Source organism: Rhizobium leguminosarum bv. viciae USDA 2370 (genome assembly GCF_002008365.1).
Lineage (GTDB): Bacteria > Pseudomonadota > Alphaproteobacteria > Rhizobiales > Rhizobiaceae > Rhizobium > Rhizobium leguminosarum.
This window is the reverse complement of record NZ_MRDL01000051.1, coordinates 190172-207169: the sequence shown is the minus strand read 5'-3', so window position 1 is coordinate 207169 and position 16998 is coordinate 190172. Positions and strand designations below refer to the sequence as shown.

Annotated in this window: 16 protein-coding genes; 11 read left to right on the top strand and 5 right to left on the bottom strand. The window is 62.9% G+C overall.

Annotation, left to right across the window (positions count from 1 at the left end; all coding sequences use genetic code 11):
- Positions 1 to 48 precede the first annotated feature (48 nt).
- The 5 genes from BS629_RS27790 to BS629_RS38995 all read right to left on the bottom strand — a co-directional run bounded on the left by BS629_RS27790 (position 49) and on the right by BS629_RS38995 (position 6612).
- Positions 49 to 2583 carry a mechanosensitive ion channel family protein gene (locus BS629_RS27790; RefSeq protein ID WP_026188426.1) on the bottom strand — a complete coding sequence of 845 codons (2535 nt, stop codon included), beginning with the start codon at positions 2581 to 2583 and terminating at the stop codon, positions 49 to 51.
- A 91-nt stretch (positions 2584 to 2674) separates the two neighbouring features.
- A complete protein-coding gene (locus BS629_RS27785; RefSeq protein ID WP_018242440.1) occupies positions 2675 to 3226 on the bottom strand; it encodes a DUF924 family protein in 552 nt (183 codons plus the stop codon).
- Between the two features lie 109 nt (positions 3227 to 3335).
- On the bottom strand, positions 3336 to 4400 hold the full coding sequence (locus tag BS629_RS27780) for a histidine kinase dimerization/phosphoacceptor domain -containing protein (protein WP_018242441.1): 1065 nt from the start codon (positions 4398 to 4400) through the stop codon (positions 3336 to 3338).
- 278 nt (positions 4401 to 4678) lie between these two features.
- Positions 4679 to 6124, bottom strand: a complete 1446-nt coding sequence (locus BS629_RS27775; protein ID WP_018242442.1) for an MFS transporter — start codon at positions 6122 to 6124, stop codon at positions 4679 to 4681.
- 200 nt (positions 6125 to 6324) lie between these two features.
- Complete coding sequence (locus BS629_RS38995; RefSeq protein ID WP_155256922.1) at positions 6325 to 6612, bottom strand: hypothetical protein; 288 nt, start codon at positions 6610 to 6612, stop codon at positions 6325 to 6327.
- A gap of 71 nt (positions 6613 to 6683) precedes the next feature.
- On the opposite strand from BS629_RS38995, the gene BS629_RS27765 reads away from it, so the two are divergent.
- The 11 genes from BS629_RS27765 (at position 6684) to BS629_RS27715 (ending at position 16998) form a co-directional block, all read left to right on the top strand.
- Positions 6684 to 8009 carry an ABC transporter substrate-binding protein gene (locus BS629_RS27765; protein WP_018242444.1) on the top strand — a complete coding sequence of 442 codons (1326 nt, stop codon included), beginning with the start codon at positions 6684 to 6686 and terminating at the stop codon, positions 8007 to 8009.
- Positions 8010 to 8111: 102 nt separating this feature from the next.
- Positions 8112 to 9080, top strand: coding sequence for a carbohydrate ABC transporter permease (locus tag BS629_RS27760; RefSeq protein ID WP_018242445.1), 969 nt, complete (start codon positions 8112 to 8114; stop codon positions 9078 to 9080).
- Entirely contained in the window at positions 9077 to 10030 is a 954-nt protein-coding gene (locus tag BS629_RS27755; RefSeq protein ID WP_018242446.1) for a carbohydrate ABC transporter permease, read from the top strand. The genes BS629_RS27760 and BS629_RS27755 overlap by 4 nt, the downstream gene beginning before the upstream one ends.
- Entirely contained in the window at positions 10027 to 10239 is a 213-nt protein-coding gene (locus tag BS629_RS27750; protein WP_018242447.1) for a hypothetical protein, read from the top strand. The genes BS629_RS27755 and BS629_RS27750 overlap by 4 nt, the downstream gene beginning before the upstream one ends.
- Before the next feature lie 3 nt (positions 10240 to 10242).
- Positions 10243 to 11340, top strand: coding sequence for an ABC transporter ATP-binding protein (locus BS629_RS27745; RefSeq protein WP_018242448.1), 1098 nt, complete (start codon positions 10243 to 10245; stop codon positions 11338 to 11340).
- The gene (locus tag BS629_RS27740; RefSeq protein ID WP_018242449.1) at positions 11333 to 12340 is read left to right on the top strand and encodes an ABC transporter ATP-binding protein; all 1008 of its coding nucleotides are present in this window, start codon (positions 11333 to 11335) and stop codon (positions 12338 to 12340) included. Before BS629_RS27745 ends, BS629_RS27740 begins: the two co-directional genes overlap by 8 nt.
- Positions 12341 to 12393: 53 nt before the next feature.
- On the top strand, positions 12394 to 14037 hold the full coding sequence (locus BS629_RS27735; RefSeq protein WP_018242450.1) for a dihydroxyacetone kinase subunit DhaK: 1644 nt from the start codon (positions 12394 to 12396) through the stop codon (positions 14035 to 14037).
- Between the two features lie 46 nt (positions 14038 to 14083).
- A complete protein-coding gene (gene dhaL, locus BS629_RS27730) occupies positions 14084 to 14704 on the top strand; it encodes a dihydroxyacetone kinase subunit DhaL (RefSeq protein WP_018242451.1) in 621 nt (206 codons plus the stop codon).
- Positions 14701 to 15099, top strand: coding sequence for a dihydroxyacetone kinase phosphoryl donor subunit DhaM (gene dhaM / locus BS629_RS27725; protein WP_018242452.1), 399 nt, complete (start codon positions 14701 to 14703; stop codon positions 15097 to 15099). The genes dhaL and dhaM overlap by 4 nt, the downstream gene beginning before the upstream one ends.
- The gene (locus BS629_RS27720; protein WP_018242453.1) at positions 15099 to 15443 is read left to right on the top strand and encodes an HPr family phosphocarrier protein; all 345 of its coding nucleotides are present in this window, start codon (positions 15099 to 15101) and stop codon (positions 15441 to 15443) included. Before dhaM ends, BS629_RS27720 begins: the two co-directional genes overlap by 1 nt.
- Positions 15427 to 16998, top strand: coding sequence for a putative PEP-binding protein (locus BS629_RS27715; RefSeq protein WP_018242454.1), 1572 nt, complete (start codon positions 15427 to 15429; stop codon positions 16996 to 16998). Before BS629_RS27720 ends, BS629_RS27715 begins: the two co-directional genes overlap by 17 nt.

Below are 16998 nucleotides of genomic sequence, written 5' to 3'. Positions count from 1 at the left end.
AGTGGAGATCATGCACATATAGCTGTGAATGATGGCTGAATGACCCGTTCAGCCTTTCCGATTGCCGTCTGCCGTCTTACTGCGCAATTGCCGCACCGGCTGCTCTTCCTCCCCCATGAGCGTATCCGCCGAGTTTTCCTGCTCGTTGGGTTGATCCTTGCCCGCATCGGCAAGCGCGGGACGAGCCTCCCGATGGATGGTAAGATCAGTCTGTGGCAGCGGGATCTCGATTCCCTCGGCCTTGAAGCGCTTAAGGATCTCGATCCTGAGATTGTTGCGCACCGCCATGCCGTCACCCATGTCGGCGAGGAAGAAACGCAGCTCGAAATCCAGCGAATATGGCCCGAAGCGCAGGAATTCGACATGCGGCTCCGGATTGCGCATGACGAGCGGTATCTTGGCCGTCAGTTCCAGCAGGATGTCCATTACCTGCTGCGGATCGGCGTTGTAGGCAACGGAAACCGGAATTTCCGAGCGACCGATCTTGTTGCGGTGTGTCCAGTTACCGACGAGGCCGTTGATCAGCTCGGAATTCGGCACGATGATCGACTGCTTGCGGAACGTCTCGATCTCGGTGGCGCGCACCGAAATGCGTTTGACGATGCCTTCAGCCGTGCCGGAAACGACATGATCACCGACCTTGAACGGCCGCTCGACAAGCAGGATCAAGCCGGAGACGAAGTTAGAGACGATGTTCTGCAGCCCGAAACCGATACCGACCGAGAGTGCCGAGGCGACTAGCGCGAAGCTTGAGAGGTCGATACCTGCTGCCGAAACGCCGATGATCGCCGCGATGCCGACGCCGAGATAGCCGATACCTGTCTTGACCGAATTGCGCACGCCGAGATCGACATGGCTTCGCGCCATCACATTGCCATCGAGCCAGCGCTGCAGCCAGCGCGTCAGCAGGTAGACGCCGGCAAACAGCAGGATACCGGTGCAGATGCCGAGCAGCGAGATGCTGATGCCACCGAGCCTGACCTCGGTGAACAGCCTATAGGCAAGCATCTGCAGGTCCTGCACATGGAAACCCCAGAGCAGCAGGATCAGGGGGATGCCGACGATAAGCGCCACGGCATAGATGGCAAGGCCGACGACCAGGCCAGCCTGGTCGATCGCCACAGGCCCCAACTTGAAACGGCGCGTCAGGAAGCGAGCGAAGAAGGTGTCACCGAAGCTTTCCTGCCTGGATATCGCCTTGCCAGAAAGCAGGCCGACATACATCGTGACGACGACCGCGCCGGTGATGATGAGCTGCGTGGCGACGAAGCGTGCCAGCCCGACATAACCAGTCAGCGCGGTGAGGATGAGGCCGGCGCCGACGACCCGTAGGATGATCGCCATGCCGCGCGGCCAATGCCTTCCCGGTGCATCGGGATCGCCGTTCTTCGCCAGCATCGGCTTGCCGAAGGAGGCCGCGATCAGGATCAGGCCGATGATCAGCGCCGCGATCAGGCTCCTGACCACGGTCAGCACCAGTGGCGAGCCCATCGACTCGCCGATCGTACCGAACAGATAATCGAGCGCGTTGACGATCGCCATCGCCAGCAGGCAATAACCGATCGAACGCGCGCCGAGATTGGAAAGCCGAACGAGCCGCCAGTGCGGTTCGTTCGGCGCGAAGATGGCGTTGACGAAGCGGCCGACGAAATAGACGAGCCCGATCGCCCCGAACAGCGCGCCGATGACAGGTGCGATATCGGGCCTCAGCACATTGAACCCGTTAAGGAAAAAGAACGAGGTGACGAGCAGCACCGAGAGCGCCAGGGTGCGGATCAGCGTCGACCAGAAGGCGATCGACAGCCGGCCGATATAGGACGGGTTCTCGACAGCCTCGTCGCGCCGCAGGTAGGAGCCGAACAGCCGGTAACTGCCAGAGAGCAGGATCAGCGCCGAGGCGAGCGACAGGAAGATCGCGGCAAACATCGGGAAACGCTTGAATTTCCAGACGAACGTGGCCCAACTTGACAGGGCCTGCAAGAATTCGCTGGCCTCGTGCACAAAGGCGCTGCCGGCATCGTCGAGCACCGAGACTGAAATCTCGGTGCGCCTGAGCAGCGTATCGGCAAACAGCCGCCGCCGCATCTCGGTGATCTCGTTGACGAGCTTCGTCACCGTGATCGAGAGGTTTTCGGCGTCGCCCGTCAGCGCGTTGATCTGCGCGCGTTCGGCGGCGAGCGCGTTGCGCTCCTGGGTGACGATCTCGGCTTCAGGCGGCTGCCCGTCCTTCGGCGGATCACCGATCTCGGCAAGCCGGTTCTTGATCTGGTCGAAACGCGGCCTGAGATTGACCGATATGGTGATGACGGCGCGGCTGAGCTCGTCGGCCTTGGTTGCAAGCCCGACCAGGGCATCGTCATTGTCGGCATTCTGCTTGACGCCGTCCTGAAGAGCCGTCAGTTGGACCTTCGCCTTGTCGATCTCCTTTGTCGCCTGGTCGAGCGGCGTATCGGCAAGCGGCGCCTGCGCGGCCGCCGGTGCCTGTGGCTCCTGCGCAAAGGCCGCAGCACCCTTGAAATGCGCGCCAGCGACCGCCAGCGTCAGCAGAAGAATGGTGCGAAGCAGGATAGGTCTCAGCCGCAAAAGCGCCTCCGGAAGGGTTGTCGTCGAGGTAGAATGCCAGCTTGTCATAGTAAAGAAAGGCGACAGAAAGGCGGAAGCTCCCTGGAAAGGCCTAGAAACCGGCGCCGGGCTTGGAAAGATAGTCGCGCTCCCCAGCCGTCGACTCCCGCCCAAGCATGGCATTGCGGTGCGGAAAACGGCCATAGGCAGCGATCACGTCGCGGTGGCGGATCGCATAATCGAGATATTCTTCATCGCCGAGGGCGGTAAACAACGCCACCGATCGTTCCTGTTCGCCAAGGTCTTCGGCATGTTCGAACGGCAAGTAGAAGAAGGTACGGCATGCGGTCTCCACCACCCGGTCGGCGCCGGATGCCAGCGCGAGTTTGGCTTCGCGAAGCGCCAGCCCGTCGGTCGCAACGGCAAGCGGCGTGCCGCGATAGATGTTGCGGGGAAACTGGTCGAGCACGATGACAGCCGCCAGCCGGCTCTCCGCATCCGCCCGCCATTCGGCGCCAACCTCCGCGGCAAGGGCCAGATGAGTATCGCGAAAGACCATGCTGATCTCTGCATCGAGGTCAGGCGTCGCGCGGAACCACAGCTCCCGGCCGCATCTGACGAACCAGAAATCATAGACTTCCTTCGGTGTGCGGATCGTCGCCATGTTCCTCCCCTAGCGTCATGTTTCTTGATGTATCGTCGGCAAGCTGTTGTAGTGATAGGACATACGGCGTTCCGCATGGCGACAAACTCAGCACTGAACGGGGAATACCCTACTTCCCCTCATGCAACGAGAACACCAGCGTCGCCTTGGTTCCGTCATGGCCGGGGTCATAGGCGAAATCCGATTTCAAGCTGGCGGCCATGGCCGTCAGAATGCGTGTACCAAGGCCGGTCCCCCGGGCCGGGCTCGACGGATCGAAACCGGCGCCGTCATCCTCGACGATGACGCGCAATGCCTCGTCCGTCTGGTCGACGATGACGCGGATCTCGCCTGACACGCTGTCCGGATAGGCATATTTGAAGGCATTGGTGACGAGCTCGCTGACGATCAGCCCGAGCGTGATCACCTTGTCGGTCGCCAGGTTGACCGGCTGCGCGGTGAGCACGATCCGATGCGGCCGCTTGTCGTCGCGCATCGAGGCTTCGAGTTCGGTGAGCAGGCTGTTCAGATATTCGTCGACCTGCACCGAGCCGACCTGCCGGTTGGTGTAGAGCCGACGGTGCACGCTGGCGATGGCGTTGATGCGCATCTGCGTTTCGTGCAGCGCATCGATCGCCACCTGGTCTTTGGTCATCGAGGATTGCATGCGGATCAGCGCGCCGACGAGGCCGAGGCTGTTGGCGATGCGGTGATTGACCTCGGCAAGCAGCATTTCGGCAAGGTCGCGCTGCTGGCGGATCACCTCCTGCGCCTGCGCCGTCTCGCGGCGAAAACGCGCCCGCTCCAGCGCCTGTTCGAGCGCGGCCGCGAGCAGGTCGAAATAATCGGCGGAGATCCCCTTGAGCATGTAATCGTCGGCGCCGGCCTTCAGCGCCGCGACCGCGATGCTGGTATCGTCCGAACCCGTCGCATAGATCACTGGCGGATGATCCGGCATCGCCGTGATGCAGGGCAGAATGTCGAGGCCGGTCTCGCCGGCCAGGATATGATCGAGCACGACGGCGTCGATACCGCCTTCGCCGAGTCTCGCAAGGCCGGCATCGCCGCTCTCGGCCCACTCGACCGAAAAGCCACACCGACGCAGGTTTTTCTGCATCAGCAGGGCAAGCCCCTCGTCGTCGTCGATATAGAGGATGTGGATCAGGGCATCCGCATCGCCGCTAGAATTGCTCATTCAGTCTCCCGGCGTTCTCTCGCAGCGACGACCGCCCGCAAGCGTCCGAGTCGTCCGCATGGGAATGTCGTATTGCATTGGCCGTCTGGGGTAAACAGCGGTTATCCCTCGCTCTTGTCGCAGGCGGCACGGAAGGAGGATGTCGGGAAGCCGGCATTTTCAGAACATGACCCTGGCCTGGGGAGGTTCCCCATGGAAGCCGTTGAAAGAGATGGGAAACGAAAAACCTGAAATGAAATGCGTGAACGCTGAGCGACTCGATTGGTTCCGCCAATAAGCTAATTTTTCTGGATTTTCCGATGGCCGGATACTTCGGCCCCTGCCTCTGCCGGCAATTGCAGAAAGCGCAGCGACGAGACGACGCCGATCGCGCCGACCGCGACGAAAGCCCAGCGGAAATCGGCAAGAACGGGATTGTCGGCGCCCCTGAGAGCCGAGCCAATGTTGAGCACGGCCGCCGCCACCGCCACGCCGAGCAGCATCGATACCTGCTGCAGCATGCTCGACAGCGTAGAGGCCGAGCTTCGCTGCGCCGGGCCGATATCGGCGAAGGCCAACGTGTTCAGCGCGGTGAATTCCATCGACCGCGACAGGCCGGCGAGAAAGAGCAGCGTATGGATGAAAAACGGCGGCGTCTCCGGCGAAAGGAAACCGCAGGCGGCGATCGAAAGCGCCGCGATCAGCCCGTTGACCCCAAGCACGGTGCGAAAGCCGAAGAAGCGCAGCAGCGGCGTCGTCACCGCCTTCATGCTGAAATTGCCGAGGAAATAAACGAGCAGATAGGTGCCGGCGGCAATCGAGCTCAGGCCGAAGCCGAGCTGGAACAGCAGAGGCAGCAGGAACGGCGTCGCGTTGATCGCCATCCGGCAGGCCGTGCCCGCCGACAGCGTCGACATCGAGAAGGTCTGGATGCGGAAAGCCGAAAGGTCGAGCAGCGGGTTGTCGACGGCGAGGAAATGCCGCGTCGCCATGACCGACAGTACGATGCCCGCCGCAAGCATTGATATGACGGGCAAAAGCCCGCCCTCCCATTTGACCGAGAGTTCGAGGGCGGCGAGCAGGAAGGTCAGGCCCGCAGCGCTAAGGACGAAGCCCATGAGATCCAGCCGGCCGGGATTGGTCTCGCGCTGCTCCGGCACGAAACGCAGCACCAGCGCGATGCCGAGAATGCCGATCGGGATGTTGATGAGGAAGTTCCAGTGCCAGCTGGCATAGGTGGTGATGAAGCCGCCGAGCACTGGGCCGATCACCGGCGCCGTCAGTGCCGGCCAGGTGATCAGTGCGATCGCCTGGACCAGTTCCGACTTGCGGGCGTTTTTCAGCACGATGATACGCCCGACCGGCGTCATCAGCGCGCTGCCCGCCCCCTGCACGGCGCGCCATAGCACGAATTCTGCAAGGCTGCCGGACAGCCCGCAAAACAGCGAGGCGCCGGTAAAGACGGCAATCGACATCAGGAAGATGCGGCGCGCACCGAACCGATCGCCGAGCCAGCCCGACAGCGGAATGAAGGCGGCCATCGTCAGCATGTAGACGGTGATGCCGATGCTCATCGATACCGGCTGCACGCCGAAGCTAGCCGCCATCTGCGGCAACGAGGTGGTGACGATCGTGCCGTCGAGGATCTGCATGAAGAAGGAAACGGCAACGACCAGCGCCACGATCTTCGCCTGGCGGCCGCTCGCCGCCTGTTGCCCATTCTCGCTCGTCTCTGCCGTGGTCATGGATCTGCCAATAGAAATTCCGGATGACGCGGCAGGGAAACGGGAAGAAGCCGATCGGAGATCTGCCGCGCGGGGAGCGCGGACATGGAAAGCCGCGCACTGGCTGAATACGCCCGTTGCAGCGGGGCGGAAAGGCTAAATCTCGCACTGCGCAGGAATATTCCCGATGCATCCGGATTACGGGCAGCTAAAAAAAAGATTCAAGAAAAAGGCCCCGCCGAAGCGAGGCCAAGCTTGATCCGCTCCGGGGAAAACAGGAGCGGCGCGCAGTCCATACCGTGCGATCCATGTCGCAGCGAGGCCAGATGTCGCTGCATCGGTACGCTTGCCAAAGAATTTTTCGAGATCGGCCGAAAAGATCGGCTCCCAAAAATATCCGCCCATGTGGCGCCACACTTGTCGCATTGCAGCAACGATTGGCGCTTGCAATGTTTATAAAAATAGATATCACTAAACATATTGCTAAACATGATGATTGAGGAGTTCATGTGAGCATTCTCTGAAGTGGGTGAACATGCGACGCCGGCGGGGAGCCGGCTTTTGGTTCTGGGAGGAACTTATGCAGAAAACATCGAAAGCCCTTTTGGGGCTGGCCACGGCATTCGTCATGTCGTCGGCATTGCCCAATCTCGCCAAAGCCGATGAACTGACGCTGTGCTGGGCCGCATGGGACCCGGCCAATGCGCTCGTCGAGCTGTCGAAAGACTTCACCGCCAAGACCGGCACGCAGATGAAGTTCGAATTCGTTCCCTGGACGAGTTATGCCGACCGCTTCCTCAACGAGCTGAATTCCCATGGCAAGCTCTGCGACCTCATCATCGGCGACAGCCAGTGGATCGGCGGCTCGGCCGAGAACGGCCACTATGTCAAGCTCAACGACTTCTTCGACAAGGAAGGCATCAAGATGGATGACTTCGTGCCGGCGACCGTCGTCGGCTACTCGGAATGGCCGAAGAACACGCCGAACTACTGGGCGCTGCCCGCCATGGGCGACGTCGTCGGCTGGACCTACCGCAAGGACTGGTTCGAGAAGCCGGAACTGCAGAAGGAATTCAAGGCGAAATACGGCCGGGATCTCGCAGCGCCGAAGACCTACGATGAGCTGAAGCAAATCGCCGAGTTCTTCCAGAAACGTGAGATCGACGGCAAGACCGTCTACGGCGCCTCGATCTATACCGAGCGCGGCTCCGAAGGCATCACCATGGGCGTGACCAACGTCCTCTACGACTGGGGCTTCCAGTACGAAAACCCGAAAAAGCCCTATGACATGGAAGGCTTCGTCAACTCGGCCGACGCGGTCAAGGGCCTCGAATTCTACAAGTCCCTTTATGATTGCTGCACACCGCCCGGCAGCTCCAACGTCTACATGGTCGAATCCGCCGACGCCTTCAAATCCGGCCAGGTCGCCATGCAGATGAACTTCGCCTTCACCTGGCCCGGCCTTTACAAGGACGAGAAGGTCGGCGGCGACAGGATCGGCTTCTTCCCCAATCCGGCTGAAAAGGCGCACTTCGCCCAGCTCGGCGGCCAGGGCATCTCGGTGGTCTCCTATTCCGACAAGCGCGATGCCGCCCTGCAATACATCAAGTGGTTCGCACAGCCCGACGTGCAGGCCAAATGGTGGGAACTCGGCGGTTTTTCCTGCCTGAACTCCGTCGTCAATGCGCCGGGCTTTGCCAAGAGCCAGCCCTATGCCCAGGCCTTCCTCGACTCGATGGCGATCGTCAAGGACTTCTGGGCCGAGCCGAGCTACGCCTCGCTGCTGCAGGCCATGCAGAAGCGCGTCCATAACTACGTGGTCGCCGGCAATGGCACCGCTAAGGAAGCGCTCGACGGTCTGGTGAAGGACTGGAGCGACGTCTTCAAGGACGACGGCAAGATCTAGCGCGCGGCATCCCTGATGCGTGCCATCCTCAGGATGGCGGCCCGGATCGGCAGACGAGCCGGGCCGCCAAATTTCCCATATCCCAAAAGACCGGGTGAAAACTTGACTATTTCCCCTTCCTCGATCGTCGAGAAAACAGCCGATGCGACAGCAAGGGCGACGCCCGTCTCGGTCGCCCGGCGCGTCCGCGGCCTCTCCGACAGGGCGATCGCCTGGCTGTTCATTGCGCCGGCTATCACCTTGCTGCTGGCGATCAACATCTTTCCGCTGCTTTGGGCGGTCTACCTCTCCTTCACCAATTACCGCGCCAACCGGCCGAATGCGCCGGTCCAGGGCGTCGGCCTTGGAAATTACCAGCGCGTCCTCAACGATCCCGATATCTGGCAGGCGATGCAGACCACCGCGCATTTCGTTTTCTGGACGATCGTGCTGCAGACGGTGATCGGCTTCACGCTCGCCTATCTGATCGACCGCAAGTTTCGCGGCCATGCCTTCTGGACGACGATCATCCTGATCCCGATGATGCTGTCGCCTGCCGTGGTCGGCAATTTCTGGCGCTTTCTCTACGAGCCTCAGATCGGCCTCTTCGCCTATGCCGTGTCGATGGTGTCTGGCATCCCGACATCGGATATCCAGATGCTCGGTAATGTCTCTCTGGCGCCCTGGGCGATTATCATCGTCGATACCTGGATGTGGACGCCCTATGTGATGCTGATCTGCCTTGCCGGCCTGCGCTCCATCCCCGACTATATCTATGAGGCTGCCGAGGTCGATCGCGCTTCGCCATGGCGCCAGTTCTGGTCGATCACCGTGCCGATGGCCCTGCCCTTCATCATGCTCGCCGTGCTCTTCCGCGGCATCGAGAATTTCAAGATGTTCGACATGGTGACGCTGCTCACTGGCGGCGGGCCGGGCTCAGTCACTGAGGTCGCCTCGATCACGCTGAAACGCGCCGCCTTCGAAAGCTGGGCGACCGGCCGGGCCTCGGCCTTTGCCATCATCCTCTTCGTCGCGGTGTTCGGTCTCGCCAACATCTACGTCAAGGCACTGAACAAGGTGAAGCAACGATGAGCGCCGCCAACTCAGCCCATTCGGTCGTCGAACCGAGCCTGTCCAGCAAGCGCATCGCCGGCACCATCGTCGTCATCTATGCGCTGATCACCCTCATCCCGCTCGTCTGGATCTTCCTGACCAGCATCAAGTCGCCGCCGGATTCGATCAGCTATCCCCCGAAGATCGTCTTCACGCCGTCGCTCGAAGGCTATTGCAACCTGTTCACCACACGCACCCGGCAGACGCCTGATTATATCGCCTCGCTGCCGGCGCCGGTCGGCGCCTGTGACGAGGTAACGCGCAGGCGCAACATGGTGATCGCCGGCCCGTCGAACTTCCTGCCGCGCTTCGTCAATTCGCTGGTGATCGCCTTCGGCTCCACCTTCCTTGCGGTCTTTCTCGGCACGCTCGCCGCCTATGGCTTCTCCCGCTTCAAGGTGCCGCTCGCCGACGACCTGCTGTTCTTCATTCTGTCGACGCGCATGATGCCGCCGATCGCCGTCGCCATCCCGATCTACCTGATGTACCGCGAGCTCGGCCTGTCGGACACGGCGCTCGGCATGATCCTGCTCTACACCGCCGTCAACGTCTCGCTCGCCGTCTGGCTGCTCAAGGGTTTCATCGACGAAATCCCGCGCGAATACGAGGAAGCGGCGATGATCGACGGCTATACAAGACTGCAGGCCTTCCGCAAGGTCGTACTGCCGCAGGCGACGACGGGCATTGCCGCCACCGCGATCTTCTGCCTGATCTTCGCCTGGAACGAATATGCCTTCGCCGCCCTTCTGACCTCGGGCGAGGCCCAGACCGCGCCGCCCTTCATCCCGACAATCATCGGCGAAGGCGGGCAGGACTGGCCGGCGGTCGCCGCCGGCACGACGATCTTCCTGATCCCGATCCTCGTCTTCACCATTCTCCTGCGCAAGCAGCTGCTGCGCGGCATCACCTTCGGAGCCGTCCGCAAATGAGCCACCTGATCGAAACACCCATCCCTGCCCGCCAGAAACGGCCGTTCTTCCTACGCCGCGGCCCGATGGAAACCATCGCGACTGTGCTGATCGGGTTGGGCTTCCTGATGCTGTTCCAGCCCTTCCTGCTGGTGCTCTACACCTATTCGCTGGTGACCCTGCTTGCAGGCACCGTCATGTTCATCATCGTTTCGAAATTCCCGGAGTGAACCATGGCGGACATCCGGATCGAAAATCTCCGCAAGGAATTCGGCAGTTTCGTCGCCGTTCAGGATTCCAGCTTCACCGTCCATGACGGCGAGTTCCTGGCGCTGCTCGGGCCTTCCGGCTGCGGCAAGACCACCACGCTGCGCATGATCGCCGGCCTCGAGCTGCCAAGCAGTGGCAAGATCTATCTCGACGGCGAGGACGTCACCTTCAACCGCGCCAGCGCCCGCGACATCGCCTTCGTCTTCCAGCTCTTCGCGCTCTACCCGCATATGAACGTGCGTAGGAATATCGGCTTCCCGCTGCTGTCGCAGGGCATGGCCAAGTCCGAAATCCGTCAACGCGTGGAAGAGACCGCCCGCCTGCTGCAGATCGACCATATTCTCAACCGCTCGGTCTCCGGCCTTGCCGGCGGCGACCGGCAGCGCGTGGCGCTCGGCCGCGCCATCGTCCGGCGTCCGAAATGCTTCCTGATGGACGAGCCGCTCGGCACGCTCGACGCCGAGTTCCGCGAGATCATGGTCCACGAATTGCGCGAACTGCACAACCGCATCCACGCGACCACCGTCTACGTCACCCACGACCAGCACGAGGCAATGGCGATGGCCGACAAGATCGCCGTCATGAACCACGGCGTCATCGAGCAGTTCGGCACGCCGCAGGAGATCTATGCAAAGCCGGCGACCATGTATGTCGCCGATTTCATCGGCTCGCCGCCGATGAACTTCATGCGTTTCACCTCGGGTCTGAAGAGCGGCGACCGCTCCATCCTGCTCGACGGCGTCGATGTCGCCGTTCCCGAGATCCATCAGGACATGGCCGAAAGCGAGCTGGCGCTCGGTGTGCGGCCGGAGCATATCCGCTTCAGCGACGCCTCGCGGCTCCGCGGCGCCGTCTATGGCAGCGAATATCTCGGCACCAATCAGGTCGTGGCTGTGGAAACCCCGGGCGGGCTGATCAAGGCCCGCGTTCCCGCCAATCGCAGCTTCCAGATCGGCGAGAGGGTCGGCCTGGAATTCAATCCGGCGAAACTCGCGCTCTTCGACTGCACATCGGGCCGTGCCGTCCCGTCCTCGCTCTATCAGGAGACCCGGCATGGCTGATGTCGTCCTCAGGAACCTCGCCAAGCGCTTCGGCGACACCCAGGCTCTGGCCGATCTCGATCTTTCGATCCGCGACGGTGAGTTCGTCGTGCTGCTCGGCCCGACCGGTGCCGGCAAAACCACGACGCTGCGGCTGATCGCAGGCCTCGAAAGGCCCGATAGCGGCCGCATCGAAATCGGCGGCCGCAATGTCGCCGCCGAAGCCCCCGCCGAACGCGACGTCGCCTTCGTCTTCCAGCAATATTCGCTCTATCCGCACATGACGGTTTACGAGAACCTTGCTTTCCCGCTGAAGGCGCCGGTCCGCAAACTCAGCACCGAGGAGATCGACCGCCGCGTCCGCGAGGTCGCCCGCATGGTCAGGATCGACCACAAGCTGGAGAACCGCTCGACCAGGCTTTCCGGCGGCGAGATGCAGCGTGTCGCGATCGGACGGGCATTGGTGCGCCGGCCGGCGATCTACCTGATGGACGAACCTTTGTCCTCGCTCGACGCCAAGCTGCGCGCCGAACTGCGCTTGGAGCTAAAGCGTATCCAGAAGGAACTCGGCTCGACGCTGCTCTATGTCACCCACGACCAGGTGGAAGCCATGACCATGGCCGACCGGATCGGCATCGTCGCCGAGGGTCGCTTGATGCAAGTGGGAACACCGCGCGAGATCTACGGCAATCCCGCCAACCTGCATGTCGCCGCCCGCCTCGGCCAACCGCACATCAACCTACTGCCTGCGGACCTGCTCCCGGGCGGCCAGCCGCCGGCCGGCACAAAGACCGTCGGCGCCCGCACCGAACATCTCGACATCATTGTCGGCAAGGATGCCAATGCCGAGATCGACTGGATCGAACATCTCGGCGACCAGAACCATCTGCATATCAGGGCCGGCAATCACAAGCTCGTCACACTTGCGGATCCATATCTGGCGATCGCGCCGGGAGACCGGATCAGCCTGACATTGCGCGATCCGCTTTATTTCGACGCGAGTGGACAGCGCCTTTCCTGACCGGCAAACAGACATGATGATGGCATGAAAAACAAACAGACGGGTCTCAATCGATGAAACACTTCTTCAACCGCAGGGAAAACATCGTCACCGAAGCCTTGGACGGTCTGCTTCTGACGAGCAGCAATGGCCGTCTGGTCCGCCTCGACAGCTTTCCCGACATCAAGGTGATCCTGCGCGCGGACTGGGACAAGTCGAAGGTGGCGATCATCTCCGGCGGCGGCGCCGGCCATGAGCCCTCCCATGCCGGCTTTGTCGGCAAGGGCATGCTGACGGCGGCCGTATCCGGGGAAATTTTCGCCTCGCCGAGCGTCGATGCCGTGCTGACGGCGATCCGCGCCGTTGCCGGCTCGAAGGGCGCCCTGCTGATCGTCAAAAACTACACCGGCGACCGGCTGAATTTCGGCCTTGCCGCCGAAAAGGCGCGCGCCGAGGGCTTCGACGTCGAAATGGTCATCGTCGCCGACGATATCGCCATCCCCGGCATCAACCAGCCGCGCGGCGTCGCCGGCACGCTATTCGTCCACAAAATCGCTGGCCATCACGCCGAACGAGGCGAGGATCTGAAGACAGTCACGGCCTATGCCGCGGCAGCTGCCGGCGACATCGTCTCGCTCGGCATGTCGCTGTCCACCTGCAGCGTGCCCGGCCAGGCGCATGAGGACCGTCTCGGCGCGGACGAAGGCGAGCTCGGCCTCGGCATCCATGGCGAGCCTGGCGTCGAGCGCATCGCGCTGCAGCCAGTCACCGATATCGTCGCCACCATGGTGGCGCGCCTCACGCCAACGCTGCGTGAAGGAGGAAGTCATGCCCTCCTGATCAACAATCTCGGCGCCGTGCCGCCGCTTGAAATGACAGTCATCGCCAATGCAGTGCTGTCCTCGCCGCTTGGCCGCCGCGTCCGGCTGATCATCGGCCCGGCGCCGATGATGACCGCGCTCAACATGAACGGCTTCTCGCTGTCGCTGATCCGGCTGGATGCCGAGCGCGAGGCGGCGCTGACGGCAGCGGTCGAGCCGCACGCCTGGATGCCGGCCGTCGAACGCCACGAGATCAGGATCGTCGCCGCACCGAGAACATCAGCCGGATTGAACGGCGCCAACGGCAAGGCCGGAGAAAATGATCGCAACCGGCGCCTCATCACGGCGCTCTGCGAGCATCTGATCTCACAGGAAAGCGAACTCAACCGGCTGGACGGGCGCGTCGGCGACGGCGATACCGGCTCGACGGTGGCCTCGGGCGCCCGCAGTGTGCTTGCCCGCCTCGACACGCTGCCGCTCGACCGGCCGGCGGCAACGCTTGCCTCGCTCGGCGATATCCTCGGCACCAGCATGGGCGGATCGAGCGGCGTGCTGCTGTCGATCTTCTTCACCGCCGCGGCAAAGGCGATGGCTGACAAAGCCGATATATCAGCAGCCCTTCTTGCCGGGCTCGACAGGATGACGTTCTATGGCGGAGCCGGAGTCGGCGACCGGACGATGGTCGATGCGTTGTCGCCTGCCCTGCAGGCGCTCGCATCCGGCGATGTCGCCGCCGCGGCAAGAGCTGCGGCAGCGGGTGCGGAGTCGACGAAGACGATGATGAAGGCGAAAGCCGGACGCGCCTCCTATGTCGGCGAAAGGGATCTGGCGGGTGTCGCCGATCCCGGCGCCGTCGCGGTTGCCGGCGCGTTCGGCGTGGCGGCAAGCCTCGCCTGACCGAGTGAAGTTTGAGAGCTGTGCGGGAGACGCGGCGACAGGGAGGATGGCAGTGCAGGCGGAACCGGTGCTTGTGGCAGGATTGATCGAAGTGTGCCGCGCGACGATCGCGGCAAACAGTGATCATCTCTGCGCGCTCGATCGCGCCATCGGCGATGGCGATCACGGAACCAACATGCGGCGCGGCTGCGAGGCAGTGAGCGCCGAAGGCGAAAGCCTGTCCAGCCTGCCCTTTCCCGACGCCGTGGAAAAGATCGGCCTGACGCTGGTGATGAATGTCGGCGGTGCCGCCGGGCCTCTCTACGGCACGCTGCTGATGGAGATCGGCCGCGAGCTTCGCAAAAGCGAGGAAAAGGCCGATTTTTCGCAGGTGCTGAAACAGGCGATCGATGCCGTAGCCAGACGCGGTCGCGCGCATGCCGGCGACAAAACCCTGCTCGACGTGCTCTATCCCGTGCATGCGGCACTTGCCAGCCGCTCGCCGCTCGGCGCAATCGCCCGCAGGGCCGAGCGTTCCGCCAACCGCACTGCTGACATGAAGGCAATGCGCGGGCGCGCGGCCTATCTCGGCGACCGCTCCATCGGTCATGTCGATCCCGGCGCGTCGAGCTGCGCGCTGCTGACCACGGCGATCTGCCGCTATCTCGGGGAGCACCGTCCGCAATGAATGGAAAGACCGCAAATGTTGGTATCGTGATCGTCTCCCACTCGCCGCTGGTGGCAAGGGGGATCGCCGACATGGTGCGGCAGATGGTCGGCGACTGCGTACCGCTCGCCTGGTCGGGTGGCAACGTCCACGGCGACCTCGGCACCGATGCCGGCGGCATCCTGAGAGCGATCGAGGCCGCATGGTCCGATGCCGGCGTCGCCGTCTTCGTCGATCTCGGTGGCGCCGAGACCAACAGCGAGATGGCGATCGAAATGCTGGGCCTTCCCCGCGCGGCCCTCGTCTCCATCTGCAACGCGCCTTTGGTTGAAGGCGCCGTCATCGCCGCTGCCGAGGCGTCGGGGGGCGCGTCGCTGGCCAAAGTCGTCGCCACAGCCGAGGAACTGTCCCCCTGATGACGAGCGGATTGCGTAGTGAAAAACAGGAGCCCGACCCATTGCACGTGACTTGCCAGACGGAGGTGGAAGTCAAGCACGGTGTCGGGCTGCATGCCCGCCCCTCCGTCACCTTCACGCGGCTTGCCAAGTCCTTCCCCTGTTCGATCGAGATCGCTGTCAACGGCAGCGACGTCTGGCTCAACGGCAAGAGCATCATCAAGATCATGGGTGCGAGAATCCGAAAAGGGTCGATCCTCAGGATCCGCGCCGACGGTATTCTCGCCGAAGAGGCGATCCGCGCGCTGAAGGAACTCATCGAGCGCAACTTCGATGAGGAAAAGAAACATGGCCGAACCGCGTAGACTGAAAGCGAAGAGCGCATCCCCGGGCATCGCATCTGGCCCGGCCTTTCTTGCCGAGCGGCCGGACGCCGCCCCTGCATCCCGAGCCGTCGGTGGATACAGCGCGCTGGAGAAGGCGATCGACATCTCGATCGGCGAGCTCGAGCACCTTGCCGATGGAGCCGATGCCGAAAGCCGGGATATCATCGATTTCCAGATCGAGGTGCTGCGCGATCCGACGATCGCGGAAGCGACGGGCGCGCGCATGGAGGCCGACGAGAATGTCGTCTTCGCCTGGGTCGCCACCCTCGACGCCTATATCGGTGAACTCGAAGCGGCCGACGAGGAGCAGATGCGGGCACGCGCCGTCGATATTCTCGACATCAAGAACCGCGTGCTCGGGGCGCTCGCCGGCACCCCGATCGCCGATTTCCCGCCCGGCTCGGTCTTCGTTGGCAAGGATATGGAGCCGAGCCGCTTTCTCGCCCATGACTGGTCGAAAGGCGGCGGCATCGCGCTGTTTGCGGGCAGCACCGCCGGCCATGTCGCTCTGCTTGCCCGGGCGAAATCGGTGCCGATGGTGGTCGGCACGGGTCGCTTTTCGGCAGCAGATGGAGATCCCGTTCGCGTGGATGGCGACGCCGGTGCGGTCGTCCTGAAGGCCGGCGGCATGCTGATTCCGGCACCGGCGCAAGCACCTGCCAGCGACACGCAAACTGGCAGCAGTGAGCTGCGCACGGCGGACGGCGTGCCGATCCTGCTCTCCATCAATATCAACGATCCCGCCGAGATCGATGCGCTCGATCCGGCAACGGCGGGCGTCGGCCTGATGCGCTCGGAATTTTCAGTTGCCTCGGTCGCCGATGCTGCCAATGAGGTACGACAGCTGGCAATCTATCGCCGCGTGCTGGAGCAGGCGGGCGACAGGCCGGTGATCATAAGAATGCTCGATATCGGCGGCGACAAGCCGCTCGCCGGCCTGGAAGACCTGCCGGCTCTCGCCTCGGGCCTGCGCGGCATCCGGCTGCTGCTTGCCCGGCCGGAAATCGCCCGCGTCCAGGCCCGCGCCCTGTTGCGCGCCGCTGTCTTCGGCAGGCTGTCGGTGATGCTGCCGATGGTGACGTTTCCCGACGAGGTCGACAGGATGCGCGAGCTATTCCGCGAGGAAGCCGAAAAGCTGGGCCGCCGTGCCCTGCCCCACCGAATGCCGCCGATCGGCATGATGGTGGAGGTACCATCAGCCGCCTTGATGCTCGACGCCTTCGGGTCGGCGGCTTTCTTCTCGTTCGGAACCAACGACCTCACCCAATATCTCGCCGCCTCCGCCCGCGACGATATGGACGCCGATGCCGGCAAGGCTGCACCCGCCGTGCTCCGGCTGCTCGCCCTGGCGGTGAAGCTTTCCGCCGGCAAGCCAGTCAGTATCTGTGGCGACATGGCCGGCGATCCCAGCTATCTGCCCAGGCTGCTCGCTGCCGGCCTCCGGCATTTTTCCGTGGCGCCGGCCCGGCGTCCCGCGATAAGATCGGCGATCATCGGCCTCAATGCCGATGGCACAAGGGCAGCCGGAGAGTAG

Bases quoted from the DNA above. Each gene is read 5' to 3' on its own strand.
- BS629_RS27785 (WP_018242440.1), bottom strand. From the start codon at position 3,226: ATGGCGACGATCCGCACACCGAAGGAAGTCTATGATTTCTGGTTCGTC.
- BS629_RS27780 (WP_018242441.1), bottom strand. From the start codon at position 4,400: ATGAGCAATTCTAGCGGCGATGCGGATGCCCTGATCCACATCCTCTAT.
- BS629_RS27775 (WP_018242442.1), bottom strand. From the start codon at position 6,124: ATGACCACGGCAGAGACGAGCGAGAATGGGCAACAGGCGGCGAGCGGC.
- BS629_RS38995 (WP_155256922.1), bottom strand. From the start codon at position 6,612: ATGAACTCCTCAATCATCATGTTTAGCAATATGTTTAGTGATATCTAT.
- BS629_RS27765 (WP_018242444.1), top strand. From the start codon at position 6,684: ATGCAGAAAACATCGAAAGCCCTTTTGGGGCTGGCCACGGCATTCGTC.
- BS629_RS27755 (WP_018242446.1), top strand. From the start codon at position 9,077: ATGAGCGCCGCCAACTCAGCCCATTCGGTCGTCGAACCGAGCCTGTCC.
- BS629_RS27750 (WP_018242447.1), top strand. From the start codon at position 10,027: ATGAGCCACCTGATCGAAACACCCATCCCTGCCCGCCAGAAACGGCCG.
- BS629_RS27745 (WP_018242448.1), top strand. From the start codon at position 10,243: ATGGCGGACATCCGGATCGAAAATCTCCGCAAGGAATTCGGCAGTTTC.
- BS629_RS27740 (WP_018242449.1), top strand. From the start codon at position 11,333: ATGGCTGATGTCGTCCTCAGGAACCTCGCCAAGCGCTTCGGCGACACC.
- BS629_RS27735 (WP_018242450.1), top strand. From the start codon at position 12,394: ATGAAACACTTCTTCAACCGCAGGGAAAACATCGTCACCGAAGCCTTG.
- dhaL (WP_018242451.1), top strand. From the start codon at position 14,084: ATGGCAGTGCAGGCGGAACCGGTGCTTGTGGCAGGATTGATCGAAGTG.
- dhaM (WP_018242452.1), top strand. From the start codon at position 14,701: ATGAATGGAAAGACCGCAAATGTTGGTATCGTGATCGTCTCCCACTCG.
- BS629_RS27720 (WP_018242453.1), top strand. From the start codon at position 15,099: ATGACGAGCGGATTGCGTAGTGAAAAACAGGAGCCCGACCCATTGCAC.
- BS629_RS27715 (WP_018242454.1), top strand. From the start codon at position 15,427: ATGGCCGAACCGCGTAGACTGAAAGCGAAGAGCGCATCCCCGGGCATC.